Annotated in this window: 9 protein-coding genes; 7 read left to right on the top strand and 2 right to left on the bottom strand. The window is 51.7% G+C overall.

The features are described from left to right. The first annotated feature begins 516 nt into the window (after positions 1-516). Entirely contained in the window at positions 517-1,587 is a 1,071-nt protein-coding gene (locus tag AC6T8Q_RS16325) for a patatin-like phospholipase family protein (protein ID WP_500680095.1), read from the top strand. Positions 1,588-1,598: 11 nt separating this feature from the next. On the opposite strand, the gene AC6T8Q_RS16320 is transcribed toward AC6T8Q_RS16325, so the two are convergent. After that, positions 1,599-2,873 (bottom strand): tetratricopeptide repeat-containing protein, encoded by a 1,275-nt coding sequence (locus AC6T8Q_RS16320; protein WP_500680094.1) that lies wholly within the window; start codon positions 2,871-2,873, stop codon positions 1,599-1,601. Positions 2,874-2,916: 43 nt separating this feature from the next. On the opposite strand from AC6T8Q_RS16320, the gene AC6T8Q_RS16315 reads away from it, so the two are divergent. Next, positions 2,917-4,518, top strand: a complete 1,602-nt coding sequence (locus AC6T8Q_RS16315; RefSeq protein WP_500680093.1) for a hypothetical protein — start codon at positions 2,917-2,919, stop codon at positions 4,516-4,518. 3 nt (positions 4,519-4,521) lie between these two features. Here AC6T8Q_RS16315 and AC6T8Q_RS16310 read toward each other — a convergent pair whose 3' ends face one another. After that, positions 4,522-6,762, bottom strand: coding sequence for a trypsin-like peptidase domain-containing protein (locus AC6T8Q_RS16310; protein WP_500680092.1), 2,241 nt, complete (start codon positions 6,760-6,762; stop codon positions 4,522-4,524). Between the two features lie 244 nt (positions 6,763-7,006). Between AC6T8Q_RS16310 and AC6T8Q_RS16305 the strand changes: the two genes are divergently transcribed. From AC6T8Q_RS16305 to AC6T8Q_RS16285, 5 genes are all read left to right on the top strand, one after another. After that, a complete protein-coding gene (locus AC6T8Q_RS16305) occupies positions 7,007-8,944 on the top strand; it encodes a protein kinase domain-containing protein (protein WP_500680091.1) in 1,938 nt (645 codons plus the stop codon). Positions 8,945-9,122: 178 nt separating this feature from the next. Beyond that, entirely contained in the window at positions 9,123-13,517 is a 4,395-nt protein-coding gene (locus AC6T8Q_RS16300) for an NACHT and WD repeat domain-containing protein (RefSeq protein ID WP_500680090.1), read from the top strand. 94 nt (positions 13,518-13,611) lie between these two features. Further along, the gene (locus AC6T8Q_RS16295; RefSeq protein ID WP_500680089.1) at positions 13,612-14,361 is read left to right on the top strand and encodes a hypothetical protein; all 750 of its coding nucleotides are present in this window, start codon (positions 13,612-13,614) and stop codon (positions 14,359-14,361) included. Positions 14,362-14,401: 40 nt separating this feature from the next. Further along, positions 14,402-14,683: an aminotransferase class V-fold PLP-dependent enzyme gene (locus AC6T8Q_RS16290; RefSeq protein WP_500680088.1), complete on the top strand. Its 282-nt coding sequence runs from the start codon at positions 14,402-14,404 to the stop codon at positions 14,681-14,683. Between the two features lie 465 nt (positions 14,684-15,148). Beyond that, positions 15,149-15,568 carry a cobalamin B12-binding domain-containing protein gene (locus AC6T8Q_RS16285; RefSeq protein WP_500680087.1) on the top strand — a complete coding sequence of 140 codons (420 nt, stop codon included), beginning with the start codon at positions 15,149-15,151 and terminating at the stop codon, positions 15,566-15,568. The last annotated feature ends 3 nt before the right edge of the window (positions 15,569-15,571 follow it).

The following is a 15,571-nucleotide window of genomic DNA, read 5'->3' as shown; positions in this document are numbered from 1 at the left end:
GGTCTTCGGAACCAGGGGTTGGGGGTTCAAGTCCCTCCGGGCGTACTTATCTGGTAAGGACTTAGGTCGACGGCCTTATCGCTGACTTCAAAGGTGTACCCAAATTTTTGGGGTGCACTTTTTGTTTCTTGACGCAATTCTGTGGGTTGAAACTATCGATTGCGCAGACTCCCCGGTTTGGCAATGAGCAGCAGGCGGTTGATGTCGCGTGGAATTTGAACGTCACCTCTCGCGTCACTTTTCTCAACTGACCTGCTACCAAGAAACTGCTCCATGGGTTATGAGATTCTAGCAGATGCAACCTAGCTAAAGTGCGGTGTGCGCAGAGAGGTTCGATGTGACAAAATCCTAGCGGAGTGAAACGGTCAACCGATCGCCGGAAGAGGGTATCGGTGAAATTGTCGAGTACGATTGTGCGCTGGGAAAGCCACTTTGGTGGAGACATTTAGCAACGCGCGAGAATCTCCGGAAAAGAATGCTGCAATGGCCTGTTCCCCATCAGAGGAATGAGTCCGCATGAAACGAATTTTAGCACTCGATGGCGGAGGCATACGGGGAATTTTTACCCTGCAAATCCTCGCCAAAATTGAAGATTTACTGCGTCAGCAACAAGGCCATCGGGATCTCGTGCTGGCCGATGAGTTCGATCTGTTTGCCGGCACAAGCACGGGGGCCATTATCGCCACTGGATTGTGCTGGGGGATGAGCGTCAGCCAGATTGAAGAGTTCTATCTAGAGCATGGCCGCGAAATGTTTTCGCGAGTGCCGTGGTATCGCCGTTGGAAATGCAAGTATCGTGCGGAACTCTTAGCCGCATTCTTTCGCAAAGTATTTGCCGAAGATGATACTTCACGCACCCCGGCGTTATTGGGGACCGACAAACTCAAGAAGCTGTTGCTCGTAGTGATGCGTAATGCATCGACCGGCTCGCCTTGGCCTGTGACAAACAATCCCGCATCCTTGTACAACAATGCTGCGCTCGCTGATTGCAATCTCAATCTTCCGCTTTGGCAATTGTTGCGAGCGAGCACCGCCGCGCCGACGTTCTATGCGCCTGAGGCGATTCGCTTGGGTGACCAAGAATTTCTATTCGTCGACGGTGCAATCACGCCGTTTAATAATCCTGCGTTGATTGCCGTGATGATGGCAACCCTGCCACCTTACCAGATTTGTTGGCCTGCCAGCCCACAAGAGCTTTCGGTGGTTTCGATTGGTACCGGAGGGATCCCCGCACGACTAGCCAAAAAGTTGCCGCAGCACGTTCACATTGTCGATCAAGCGAGTTATGTGCCGTTGGCCCTCATCAGCTCGAGCATCGCGCAGCAGGACGCCTTATGTCGGATATTGGGTCGGTGTCGCTATGGCGAACTCCTTGATTCAGAGATCGGTGATTTGCTGGAACCAACGTTACTAGCTACTGACGAGCAAAAGTTTAGTTATGTTCGCTATGATGCACGACTTGATTACCTGATGAAATCGGGGACACGTTTGCCAGGAATCGACGATTTATCTTCGATCCCATTGCTAAAAGAACTTGGACAGCAATACGCACGTGAGCATGTCCAACTTGAGCACTTGCAGGGTTGAAGCGATTTTTATCAATCAAAAAGATGTTCTAACGGCAAATTAAGTTTTTCACAAATTTTTTTGGCTTGGTTCTTGGCTCCATCTATGCCGGACTGATGCTGAGCGAATCGTTCAAAGGTCGAGCAGTAGATTTTTCGTGCTACTTCGACGTTTTCTAAAATTAACTCCGCTTCGGCGAGCGACAATTGTTCCCACATGCCAATCGATTCGAAAGAATTTGGTCGCGAAGGATAGCTTGCATGTAAAGTGCTGATGGAATTAAGAATTTTTTGTTGTACTGAAGAGGCGATAGGTTTTGCTTCGTCACTGTGTTGTAGCCACAGCGCGGTGGTGGCCGCATTGATTCCGAGATAAGTATTGCCTTTGCCACTATTCTTCCAGCCCTCGAAATAGAGTCGGTGAGCTTTTTTCAAAGAATCTCTATCTTTCTCATTGGCGATCCACAGTCCTTTCCAAATTGCGGCCATGATTCCAACGGTTTCTTCATCGTTCGCATATTTCTCGAAAACAAGTCTCATGTGATCGCGTGCTTGTGGCAGTTTGTGCGAACGTCGCCAGTACAGACCACGCAGTTGTGCGATTCGCAAATTAAAACATCCTCGCGATTCTGCGAGTTGCAGAACTCGGTCTGCCGTTTCAAGATTGCCGTGGTTGATGAGCTCTTCGATTACAGCCGACAAGAGAGTGGTATCGGGGTCTTCAGAGATGGCGGCAAGCAATTGTTCTTCGGCAAATGCGACTGGATCGAAGTCTTTCGCGTCAAAAGCAGCGATCAGTCTGCGTTCTGATTCTGTCTCGGTGAGACAAAGTGGATCTCCGGAGCTTGTGAGAGTTTCTAGCGCGTTGGTACGCGGGAGTTTACAAAAAAACCATTCCAAGCATTTTTCGGTGTAGAGCAACGTCCATTGTGCGTCGCTAATTTCCAAGCGACGATGGATGTGCCTTGCTTCATTGGCCGTCCGCCGAATGGCATTCAACCAATAGTGAGTCGGACTACTAACCAAATTGAGCCGGTAAAGCGACATCAGATTGGTAAACACGACCGGACTGGCCAATTGCCCCAAAGCCTCAGCGGCTAATGCATGGAGAATTCTGCCGCAGATCAGCACAGTGCTATGCACGGCTCCGACTCGATGCACTCGAATCAGCTCGTCCAATTCACTACCCATAGAAAACGTCGGCGTAGCAAACTCGACAATCTCAGGCCGTAGGTCATCTTTATTAATCATAATTGCAATTCTACCAAAGATTGGACCATAATCGCTTGTTAGCAAAGGCCATGACAAGAGTACGTTCGTTTCTAGAAGTCATTCGCAGGATATTGTAAAGATGGCGATTGAGCAAATTTGGATTGTCGGATTCACAGGACATCGGCCTGGTAACGCGTCTGGGCGCAGCGCTAGCGAACTCCAGGCATGTGGTCCCGACATCCGCCAAGTGCTGCAAGAGCTTAATGCCCGAGCAAACCAGCAAGGGGGGCACATCGAAGTTTTGACCAGCCTCGCCGCGGGTGCAGATTTAGAATTAGCTGATGTAGCAAGTGATCTTCAAATCCCTCTGCATGTTATCTTGCCGACACCAGCCCAGGACTTTCACAAAGATTTTGAAGGTGATGACGCCTCTTGGTCGCGAGTTACCAAGTATATCGACATGGCCACGGCTGGTCAGTTGGGCAGCACGATACGCGTTTCGCAGGGAAGTTCCGAACGTCCCGATTGTTATCACGAAACCAATATCCAGATTCTGCAATCGTGTGATTTGCTTCTCGCGGTGTGGGATGGTCAACCAGAAAACGGCATTGGTGGTACGGCTGAAGCAATTGCTTATGCTCGCCGTGCTAGTATGCCATTGATCATGATCAATCCCGTGAACCGTGATGTGACCAAAGAAGGAAATATAGAGAATTGGCCTAAATCGGATTCTCTTGTCGAGGACCTTAACAAGTCGCTCGACACTCAAGAGACGACCGCGGACGCGATCTTCAAAGAATTGGATCGCACGGCCACGGAAGGAGGCAAGCGTTTTCGCGGGCGGTTAGTCATTGCGATGGCGTTGCATTTTGCCGCCGCGTTACTCGCGGCGACCACAGCCTCGTTTACACCGGTCATGCTTCATTCGGCCGAGGAAACAGTTGCGGGTGTGGTGGAACCCGTTACTGAAGACGCTCCCGCTGATAAAGAACATGCCCACGAAGGTAATCCGCTGTTGCCCAAAGTCATGACCGCGATCGAATTGCTGTTGGTAAGCATTGCTTGGTACATCATGTGGAAAGCCCACCACGGCAATTTGCACACGCTCTGGCGAAAAAATCGCTTCGCCACTGAAGTCGGTCGTGGCTTGCTGGCGACTTCACGTTTATTGGACCCGCTTGATCCTCTCTTGGTACGGCACGCACCCGAATGGCGAAGATTTTCAGTTTCCTTCGCGCTGCTGGCTGACCGTGAGAACCCCTCTAGTTTGTCAATGGAAGACCTTAAGTCCAGCTACATCGAAAAAAGATTGGTCGCTCAAGCACAAAGTCATTTCGCCAAGAAACTTCCTATCGCCAAGCGTCTTTCACATCGTCTCTCTGCGATTGCGACCTTCGCTTCCTACAGCGCGCCAATTTTCATTTTCATCGCTCTCGGCGCGAAGGTTCTCGACGTCAAGCATTTGGCGAGCAGTAGTTATCTGTTGGCCGCTATTATTTTTTGGCTGCCCGTGGTCCTGCCATTGTTGGCAGGTTCGGCAATTTCGTTCGTGGTGGCCACCGACAGCGCTCGCCGTGCTGAAAGGTATCAGCTGATGATCGACCGGCTTAACATTGCGACTCAAAATCTCGTAAGCCTCAAGACCCCCGGAGCCGTTTCACGCTCGGTGGCGATTGCTGAAGACATTATGATCGATGAGCTGATTGAATGGTACGTTGCGTCGAAGAACGTTGGCCATTAAATGTTATTCGGCAGGCGCCGTTTCAAGCGGTAGTTTGTAAACAATAAACTTGGTTTTGGTCATCTCGGTTGGCCCTGCTACAAATACTTTGACAGCCGTTGGTCGCTCAAACCGGTGAGCAACAAACGCCAGAGATGAATATCGGCGATCTTGGCCGATTTCAAGATCTCCTTCAGTCACCGTGAGATCCACGTCACGCTCTTCATCAGAAACCGCGAGAATTAAATAGTCGCCGGCGGAGGGTATGTCGAGGTCGACGACGGCGCTGCCAGAGGGCGTTGCGATCTCTTTGTCGAGCGCTATTTCAGGAGTGGCAGCATTCGGGTTCATGGATTGCTTCCAAAGTGCTAGTCGATCGGCAATACGGTCTTGAATTGGACGCAGTTTGCGTTCGGCGTGATGCGAGTAAAGCAGCACTTCAAGTTGGCTGTCGTCGGAGCGTAACTGAATTTCTGCTTCACCGGGCGCTGTCGTGGAAAACGCAACTGATTCAAGCTTGCCTTTGCTAAGCCAACCCGTTTGGATTTCTTCGGCGGATTTGCCATCCTCCGTGTAATGGACCGCATATTCGGCGTTTGCAGTTTGCACGTTGGGCAAAAGATCGATGCGGTAGTAACCAGGCTTTTCCATACGAACCGGTTGCGTGCCGGTTCCATCGTAGTTTACAAGCAGATGTGTGGGCTGATCGCCAACTGGACTCACAGTCACAATATAGTCACCGTCCAGCTCAAGGGATTTTTCCCAGGCACGAACGGCATCGTCCACAACATCGGATTCAAGATCCTGTCGCCGAGCAAAATAGCGCCCGATTGTTGCTTGCCAACGCGTGTTCCGCGCGGCTTGAGCCGACTCGTAATTTCCATCGAGCAATTCGCGCAGCAAATCACAGCGTTGCGAGAAGTAGATATTCGCGCTCGTGACGAGGCGAACGTCACCTGCCCAGCCAATCACGTTCGCCCCGCTATGAACGGCGACGACGTTTCCTTGTCGATCAAACACAGGGCTGCCACTTGTTCCACCTGAAGCAGGAAGTGCATGAACAAGTAATTGACGATCCACGATTTCCGCGTCATCGTCGCCAAAGTAGTTGGTCATGGCGGTGACCCAACCCAATTGCGTAATGGGACTGGGACTCGAGATGTTGAAAAGCCGCGTCCCTTCAATTGGGTAACCAATGTAAGCGACTTTCTCGCCGGGCTTGAGTGCGAAAAGCTCCGCATCATCAGCGAGCGTGAGTGCTGGTGGCAAGCTGGTGGGATCTTTCACGTGCATGATCGCCACGTCACAGGCTGGCCCGGCAGATTCGACCGATTCCATTTGTCCTAGCGTAGTGCGTTGCACGGGATCGTACTCCACCCAAAAGGAATCGAAGTCTCGATAACCGGGATGAATCTCCACTCTCTCAACGACAAAATCTTGCGGAGACATTCCTGGCGTGCGAACAATCAATTGCGAATCCGCGCCGATTTCGTTAAATATCTCGGCTACGTGACCGTTGGTAGCGAGAATGCCACGCTCTTGGTCAACAACCCACGCGGTGGCTTGGGGTTCAAAATTTCCTTCGCTATCGCGAATCAAGACAAGGCCAATGGACTTGGATTTGTCGGCCAAAATGTCGATAAATTTTTTCTCTTCATTTTTAAGTCCTTCAAGTTCACCTGTGAACTTCGTCGCGAGGCTTGAGACAACCGTGTTTTGCGATTGAGTCCGATCATCGAGGTCCACGAGTTTAAGTGAAATCTCGTCCTGTCTGCCGACAAGATTGCGCAGGCCTTTATTCACAGCGAATAAGGCAGCGCCGATACCTACGAGAGCCAGCAATGTTAGAGCTATAAAACGTGACTGTCGGCGTGTGCGAGCTTGGTTCTTGAGTGAGACGGTCGCTAAGCCAGGGGGTGGAGCATCACCTCGCTTCGTGGCTGGAAGCGTTGATGATTGCGTGATCACAAAGATCAACTCTGGGCCGTCCTCTCCTAGCTGAATAACCGAACCATCGTTGAGCAGACTATCATCGCGGGCTGGTTCACCATTGAGGAGCACGAGATTCCTGCGATTCAGTTCCAAGCAGTAATCGCCGGCACGTTGGCGGATGACACAATGCAGTCGGCCGATCTCAGTTTGCTGAGCGTCGAATTGAATGTCGCAGTCGGTATTTCGTCCTAGGGAAATAAAATCGACGTCGCTGCCAAAGTCCCACCTGCGAGGAGGTTGGGCGTCGGATTTTAGTTCAAGGGAAATGGGCATAAATTCATCCCCACATAAATCGAGGCAGCGTTGTAAACGGCAATTGGCCGTAGCTGCGGTTCGAGTTAGATTATGACTTGTGCGATAATGGCCGCAAGTATTTGTAACCTACAATCGCGAGGCAAACTTGTACTGTTTGACCATCGATGTTTCCGAGCCCTTCCGATCCGCACTGGCTCAATCCCGAGCGAGTGACGTCTGTGATGAAAATGCACAGAGCGCTGCCGACTTTTTTGGTCGAGGCATGGCGCGTCTGGCATTGGGAAGGCGAGATGACGCTCGTAGTGATTTTCTCGCGGCTCAAAAGGACTTTGAATGGCCTTGCGCACTGGAGTTAATTTTTCTCAATCTCCAGACAGGAGGCAGCGAATTAGAAGCAATTGCCGATGTTCGGATTCTTCTCAGAAAAATCGAGTCGCGGAGTTTGCTAGCCGCGCGAGCGCTGCACGTTCGGGGCATCGCGGAGCAAAAAGCTGGAAATATCCCTGAGGCGGTCGATGCCTTCCACCAAGCGACTCAGCTCTACCACGAGCTCAATCAGCCGCTGGGGGTTGCTCATGTTTACGATAGCCATGGTCAACTCGAAGCGATGCGTGGCCGCCATGATCTGGCCGCGCAATATTTTGCGCTATCCATTGCCCAGAAATCGCTTCACGGCGACGAATTGGGCACTGCAATTACGCTGGGCAATCTGGGGCGGGTCAATCTCGAACTGGGCAGAGTATGGGATGCGATCAGTTGCTTTCAAAGTGATTTGGAGATTGCGACGCGCAACCAGGACCAGCGCGGCATCGCCAAGATGTATGGCGATTTGGGGCGTGCCTATACATCGCTGAAAGACTCCAAGCAGGCCGTGAAATTCTTACAGAAGTGTTTAGAGCTTTGTGAGCAACAAGTTTTTCCGGATATCAAGCGATTTGCACTTAAAGACTTGGCGAATAATGAAATGCTTCAAGGGAAGCTAGGAGATGCCGAAAGAATTCTTGTATCCATCGCAAAGCTTGGTGCCGAATCGGCAACGCCGTACGCTCACGCCGTGGTGAACGAGTGCTGGGGTGATTTGCTGCATGCACAAAAGAAGTTCGCCAATGCCATTTATGCATTCCAAGAAGCAGTCGAGCTGTATGAAGGAGAAAATCTCATAGATCGTGAAATCGCGACACGTATTAAACTCTCGCGGAGTTTGGCTATGGCCGACCAGCGTGAGAAAGCCCAGCAGTGCTTGTTGCAAGGCCTGCGATTTTCACGTGATGAAGGTTATGCCCGACAACTACGCAACTTGCGCGAAGCGATGCTTGAAATTGGTTTCGTTGAAGGAACGGTCATTGAAACAGAGCGCGACTTGACTACTTCCGAAACTGCGACAGGAACGAGCTATGTGAAGCTCAACCGTTTGGGGAGCGGATCTTTCGGCGAAGTATTCCGCGTGTTCGATTGCTGGCGTGGCGACGTTGTAGCGCTCAAGATTTTGCACCTCGACAAAGTTTATGATTCCACCGAGCGAGCACGCCTTTTGGCTTCAGCCAGAACAGAACTGAGTGTTGCTGGACGTGTGAATCACCCCGGCGTGGTGCATGTGTATGCGATTGGCGAGTTTGCTGACGGACTAGTTTACATTGTTCAGGATTACGTCCCCGGCAAGCCTTTAAGCGAGTTAATGAGCGCAATTACCGCCGAGACGACAATTCTTGCCTATGTCGCCATAATTGCCGACGCATTACATGCCTTGCATCAGGCGGGAATCGTGCATCGCGATCTCAAGCCAGCGAACATCATCGACAAAGCGGGACAGTGGCCAGTGCTCATTGATTTTGGGATTGCTCATTTTCCCTTGATGAAATCTGGAGCTTCGTCAGAAATTCTAGGCACTCCGCAATACATGGCACCCGAGCAAGCATTGGGCGAGCCAATCGATGCACGTACTGATTTGTACGCCTTGGGAGTCATTGCTTACGAGTGGTTGACGGGCTCCCCTCCACTGAATTTAGAGAGTTTAGAAATAGATGAGCTTCAGCGCCAGATTCGCGAGACTGTGCCCCGACCTTTGTCGCAAATTCGACCAGACGTCAGTCCTGCGGCAGAAAAACTTGTGATGGCGTTGCTGGAAAAAAGTCCTTCTAAGCGACCGTCCTCAGCGACGGATGTCGCTCAGTTAATTCAGGAGATGGCCGAAAACCCCTGAGCCAATCAGGTGACGAGATTCTCCACGCCATTTGTAATCTTTAATGGCTTGAAATCGCTGCATCGCCAAACTAGCATTAATTCCGCAATTGGGAAAAACCTCCTGCAAACATTTATTTTAAGTGTTTCCAATCGCTTGTGATTTCAGGCGTGGCTTAGCTCCGCGGAGAGTGTTGGATATGACACGAGTGAAGTGTTGCGTCTTCATTTCTTCGCCGGGCGACGTTGGTCAAGAGCGCCTCATCGCCAGTCGCGTGCTTGAACGACTTTCTGGCGAATTCAGCGGTCGGTTGCAGATCGATCCCGTGCTTTGGGAACATGAGCCACTACGCGCGACACAGCACTTTCAAGAGCAGCTAATTCTGCCGTCTGAGACGGATTTGGTCATTTGCATTCTGTGGTCGAGGCTGGGAACACGCCTACCCGAAGGTTATGTCAAACCAGATGGCTCGAGCTATGCTTCGGGCACGGAATGGGAGTTTGAAGAAGCTGCCACCGCTTTTCGTACTAAAGGGACTCCCGACTTGCTGGTCTATCGCAAGACGGGGCAAGTCATGATTCCTCTGGAGGGAGAAGAGGAAGTCTTGGAGCGCTTACGCCAACAGCGCGCTTTGCAAGGGTTTATCGATCGCTGGTTTGGCAATCCGCAAGATGGCTTCAAGGCGGCGTTTCACGCGTTTCAGTCAGCCGCAGACTTCGAAGCGATATTGGAAGTTCATGTTCGACGTTGGTTGGAGGAGCGACTGCGTCGCTCTGGTGAAGGAAGTACCGATCAAGACGTCGAACCGATCTGGCATAAGTCTCCGTTCCGTGGGCTTTCGGCGTTTGAATACGAACACGCCCCCATTTTCTTTGGCCGTACGAGCGCGATCGCCGGGGTTAAAGAGGCATTAGTGAGACAAGCCGCGCGAGGCAAACCCTTTATCTTAGTCCTTGGCATGAGCGGCGGGGGTAAGTCGTCGGTGATAAAGGCTGGCGTCCTCCCCACGTTGACTCAGCCCGGTGTGGTTGATGGAGTCGGTTTGTGGCGGTGGAGTGTCTTTCGGCCTAGCAACAGCGCAGGTGATCTTTGTGATGGCCTTGCCGCAACGCTGTTATCGCAAACTTGCCTTCCCGAGTTGGCACAGCAGGGTTACGACTCGACGGAACTGGCCGCTTTATTGCGGGAAGCACCCCAGCGAGTGGTGGCTCCCCTGCGTGGTGTTCTCAATCAAATTTCAGAAGCAACGCGCGTTGCCGAGAACTTGTCACATGCCCCCGTATCTCGCGTGGCGCTTGCTATCGATCAACTTGAAGAAATATTTTCGTTGCCTGTTTTCACCCAACAGCATCGCCTCGCGTTTATCGCGGCATTGTCGGCCTTGGTGAAGAGCGGCCTTGTTTGGACCATGGCGACGATGCGGAGCGATTTTTATCCGCGCTGCGCGGACTTGCCGGAGTTAGTCGATCTCAAGGAAGGCGAAGGTCAGTATGATCTCTTACCGCCTACTTTTGCCGAGACGCGGCAAATGATCGTCGCGCCAGCTCGAGCAGCAGCGCTCAAATTTGAAACCGATGCGGCGACAAACACTGCGCTTGATGTGGTGTTGCACGAAGCATCGGCTCAGGATCCGCGTTCGCTCCCTTTGTTAGAGTTTACACTCGACGAACTGTACAACCGTCGTACACAGTCAGGAATGCTGACTTTCGCAGCGTATCGAGAAATGGGAGGTCTGGAAGGAGCACTAGCCAATCGCGCTGAAGAGATTTTTACGCAACTCGATCCCACGGTGCAGCATGTATTGCCGCAGCTCATGCGGATGCTGGTGACATTACGTGGTGGAGCCAATGACCAGTTCACGGCGAGCCGCGTTCCGCTGAACGATGCCACAGCTAATCCGCAATTGAAAGAGTTGGTTGATGCGTTCGTCCGGGCACGTTTATTAGTCACCGACCGTGCAGCGGATGGTGCCGCCGTGGTGGGGGTTGCTCATGAGGCGCTGCTTACAAGATGGCCCAGACTCGCAGAACTCCTTAAGGGTGATCGCGAATTTTTGCGGATTAGAACCCATGTTGCCGAAGCGGCGGCTCGTTGGCGGAGTGAAGATCGCCATGCCGATTTTTTGCTCGCGCCCGGCAAACCGCTCGTCGAAGCCGAAGATATGATGGCCAACTACGGCTCGGAAGTCGATCGTGAAACAGCGACATTCGTCGACGAATCGAGCCGATTCGCACAAGCCACTCGTCGCCGTAAACGCAATTTGGCGATCGCGGTGGCGGGGGCTTTTATGCTCACCGCCTTGACCTTTGGGACGGTGAGCTTCGCTTCTTATTTGCGCGCCAGTGCCGCCGCCGTGCGCGCCAGCGAAGCTGCTGAGAATGAAAGAGTTGCACGTGACGATGCGGAGAAAGCTCTCGTTGCGTCCGAGAAAGCCGAAGCACTTGCCAAGCAACGACAAGAGGAAGCCGAAAAGGCGGCCGAAGCTGAAGCCGAGGCCAAGCGCGTAAGCGAAGGTTTGCGCGTGCAAGCCGAAAAAGATTACGATTCAGCTCTCAAAAGCCAGATCATCCTTGCCGATCGCGATTTTTACGAAGGTGACTTGGCTGGGGCACGCAAGCTGCTCGAGCAGTTTCCCGAAGATCGTCGACGCTGGGAATGGAACTATGTCAATCGACTTTGCAACGACAATCGACTCGTCTTAAAGCACGACAACTTTGTCTACGATGCCGCGTTTAGCCCCGACGGCAGAAAGTTGTTGACCGTCGCAGGTGAGCTTTCGTCTGGAAACTTTGGAGAGGTTACGGTTTGGGATGCTCAATATGGTAAGAAACTCTTCACATTTCCTGGACACAAGGGCACAGTCTACGATGCCATTTGGCATCCGGCAGGTGACCGAATCATTTCTACCAGTTCAGGGTCAGGAGAAGTACTGGTTTGGGATGCCCGCACCGGGGAGATCCGGCAACGCTTTACACTACAAGGCGCCACAGCCGTCGCCATGCCGCGCGAGGGTAACATGCTCGCGATTGGTGGTTCGGCCATTCGCAATGGCGATGACGAACGGGCTGAAATCTTATTGGTTGACATTGAAACCGGTGAAGAACTTGGCCGCTTGCCGGGGCACCAAGGCGATATTACTTCACTGTCATTTAGTAAGGATGGGAAACGACTTGCTTCAGGGGGGCAAGACCGTGTTGCCAAGGCTTGGGATGTTGAAAATCGCAAACAAGTGAGCGAATTCACCGGCGATGTGAATGAAGTTTGGACGGTTTGCCTAAGCCCTGATGGCAAGAAAATCGTCTCAGGAGGAAACGATCACACTGTTTATGTTTGGGACTTCGAAACGGGAAAAGAGCTGCTTCGCCTGAATGGTCACAAGAGCTCGGTGACTCGGGCCAAGTTTGACTCCAGTGGGAGCGAAATTGCGACCTGTGGCTGGGATCAACTTGTGAAAGTTTGGAACGCCACAACCGGGCAGGAAAAATACACGATTCGTGGCCACGAGAACTGGGTCACAGCTGTTGACTTTAGCCCCAGCGGTGGGAGCCTTGTCAGCACAAGTTGGGACAAGACTGCAAGAGTTTGGGACCTGAATCTTGCCAGCCTTCGCGAAGTCGAAATTGGCACCGGCATGAGCGTCGATTTCAAAACGGATCTTGGTAAGGAAGTTTCCACCGTCGTGACTATTCCCGTGGAAGATGTTGCCGTGCATCCTTCGGAAGCAAGTTTGGCAGTTGCAACATTCGTAGGTTGTTACGTACGTCCGCTAGGTGCCCACCTGCCTCCTCGAACATTGGATGAAGGCGCGGAACGAATTTGCTATAGTACGGATGGTTCGTGGATTGCGACTCCAAAAACTGATCGCAAGAGTGCGGTAGTTTTGTGGCAAGGAGAGAATGATCCCGTCGAAGCGACCTTGGAGAGCGGTTGGGCCAATGACGTAGCATTTAACCCAACGCAGTATCAAGTGGCCGCCGCACTTACCACAGGTGTAGCACTTATTGACGCACCCTCCGCATCCGTTATTTGGAATGTTCCGTACCAAACATCAGCTGGAAAATCGATTGCTTGGAAACATGATGGTTCGCAATTGGCTAGTGGCCATTTTGATGGTCAGGTTGTGCTCTGGTCTGCGGATGGCAAGCAACTCAAAACATTTTCTGGTCTCAAGTTCCCCATCAATGGCGTCGCGTTTAGTCCCGACGGGAAGCTGATTGCAGCTGGTTCTGGCTTGTACGATCAGCCGGGTGAAATCGGAATTTGGGACGTGGATTCTGGCCAACTCTTGCATAAACTACAGGGCCATTCAGGCAGCATTAGCTGCATACTATTCTCATTAGATGGCGAACGATTGTTTTCGGGCAGCAACGACCGCACAATTCGCCTGTGGGACGTACATACTGGGCAAGAAGCGTTGATTTTGCGTGGTCATGGCCGCGAAGTGTCGTCGATTTCCCTAAGTAAAGATGGCAATAAGTTGTATTCCTCGAGCAAAGACGGCACCATCATCAAATGGGATAGTTCACCCGTTCCCACGACGACTGAAGCTCCAGCGGCATTTGAGTCTGACATTCCGGGAGCCATCTTGGAGTAAATCTAGTTAAAAAAGTTGACTTCCGGTCTGAGAGTACTCATATTTCTGACCGAGGAGAAATTCTCGTCTTGAACTCAATAATGGGGAACTAACGATGTGCTTATTGCCAATGCGGATTTCGTTTTTCTACGCGATCCTTTTAATCGGATTCACGACATCTCATACACAAGCCCAAAATCTTGACGAAGCCAATCAAAAGCTTGTCGAGTGGATCAAGAAATACAATGCCTTTGGTCCCGACCATGCCATCTCCGGCGATATGGCCTCGGCGATTGCCGAACGGATTGCTGCGGGAGAATCAAACATTCGGATGACAATCGGACCTGGCTTGATCGGAGCTAAGCAGCCCTTTTTGCTGCAAACTTATGCCGATCAGTTTTTTGCCTTTCCATTGAGCGCCGAAGATGCCACCGCCCTCGGTGTTGAGCAGACCAATGTTGGTTTCGTATCAAACAAAAAACAAGACACAAAAAAAACGCCGATCATTAAGTTTTCCGATCTCACGATCGAAAACCCAGACGCGCTTTCCGGCACAAGTGAAATCAAAGGGAGAGTCAGTACCGAGCAGCTTGGCGACTTAAGTGGTAAGTATGCCGTCCGGTTGTCCTATTCGGCGAATAATAATGTCTCGAATTTCTTCTGGCTTGAAGAGCCATTGCCTACCGGGAAGGGAACGCTTGCCTTTCATTTCGCAGCAGTCAACAAGGATGTGACCCCTGAAGAAGCTTACAAAGGACCACTTCCTATATTCGTCGATCTGGTGACTGTGGAAGAAAAGGATGGCCAGATTATCATCGACGTCTACAGCAACACCGTAGCCAAGATGCTACATATCGTGCCATAGCTGATTCGTTTACCGATTCACGTGAAGCCACGAGCTGACCATGAAGTTTCTTGGCAACTTCAGGCTGCTCCTCAACCAGATTGTGCTCTTCACCAACTTCATCCTTGATGTTGTGGCCCAAGCCGAGCATGACTTGCTGAACTACGCTACACAGGCGATGCAGCGCGTCCCGGGCCTTAGGATGATAGGGAACGCGCCCGACAAGGCTGCCGTGTTGTCCTTTATCATGGACGGCTTCTCGACGGAAGAAATCGGTTCCGCTTTGAGCCAAGAAGGAATCGCCGTGCGTGCGGGACATCACTGCGCCCAACTAATTACGTGACGATTTGGATTTGAAAGCACCATGCGGCTATCGCTGGCAGAGCGGTTAAATAACTATTCCGAACGCTGAATGGCGCAACTCTGCGGCAACTCGCAAAAGGAATTCCGGTGCCCTTCTGTAGCACGCAATGCCCGCATGTTCTTAAAGAGCTTTGGCCAAGGTGTCAGGCCGGCTGGCTTGATAATCCGGATTGGCTTTGGATGGTTAACGCTCCACAATCTTTGTTGATTCTTATCTGCGTAAAACCTCATATTCGTTGGCAGGGTACTCTCATTTTCCCTTCTTAAGTTCGTGCTGAACCGCACATCATGCACAGTGCCCGAGGCGTATTCGACCAGCTAAACTGCTTGACACCAGCCAACGAAGACTTTTTTTGCAGGGAATTTTTAGCTTTCTGACTTTTTTGTCTTGGCACGCGAATCGCTTCTCTGAATGGGAGACAACAAACCCTTGCAGAGAACCGCCGTGAAGACTTCACAGAAACACCGAATCTTAATCGCTAAACCAGGCCTTGATGGCCATGATCGGGGCGCGAAATACGTCGCCCATATTCTCCGCGATGCCGGCTTTGAAGTCATTTATACGGGCATACGCCGTACCCCCGAGCAGATCGTCGACGCGGCGATTCAGGAAGATGTTCAAGGCATTGGGCTGTCGCTGCTGTCGGGCGCGCACAACGTCCTCTTTCAACGAGTTCTTGAGTTGCTACGTGATCAGCAGGCCGAGGATATCGTCGTGTTTGGCGGTGGGACGATCCCACCGAGCGATATTGCCAAACTCAAAGAAATAGGCGTTGCAGAAATCTTTACGCCTGGCACGCCGGCGCGCGAAATCGTCGAGACGCTTCATACCTTATTGGATGAAAGGGCAGCAGTTTTTGCTTAGGCG

The organism is Bythopirellula sp., assembly GCF_041737835.1.
Lineage (GTDB): Bacteria > Planctomycetota > Planctomycetia > Pirellulales > Lacipirellulaceae > Bythopirellula.
The sequence above is the reverse complement of the archived record's forward strand: the minus strand, read 5'-3'. Positions and strand labels throughout refer to the sequence as shown.

What these genes read in the sequence shown, in the direction of transcription:
- AC6T8Q_RS16305 (WP_500680091.1), top strand. Translation starts at nt 7,007, where the DNA reads ATGGCGCGTCTGGCATTGGGAAGGCGAGATGACGCTCGTAGTGATTTT.
- AC6T8Q_RS16310 (WP_500680092.1), bottom strand. Translation starts at nt 6,762, where the DNA reads ATGCCCATTTCCCTTGAACTAAAATCCGACGCCCAACCTCCTCGCAGG.
- AC6T8Q_RS16325 (WP_500680095.1), top strand. Translation starts at nt 517, where the DNA reads ATGAAACGAATTTTAGCACTCGATGGCGGAGGCATACGGGGAATTTTT.
- AC6T8Q_RS16290 (WP_500680088.1), top strand. Translation starts at nt 14,402, where the DNA reads ATGAAGTTTCTTGGCAACTTCAGGCTGCTCCTCAACCAGATTGTGCTC.
- AC6T8Q_RS16300 (WP_500680090.1), top strand. Translation starts at nt 9,123, where the DNA reads ATGACACGAGTGAAGTGTTGCGTCTTCATTTCTTCGCCGGGCGACGTT.
- AC6T8Q_RS16295 (WP_500680089.1), top strand. Translation starts at nt 13,612, where the DNA reads ATGTGCTTATTGCCAATGCGGATTTCGTTTTTCTACGCGATCCTTTTA.
- AC6T8Q_RS16315 (WP_500680093.1), top strand. Translation starts at nt 2,917, where the DNA reads ATGGCGATTGAGCAAATTTGGATTGTCGGATTCACAGGACATCGGCCT.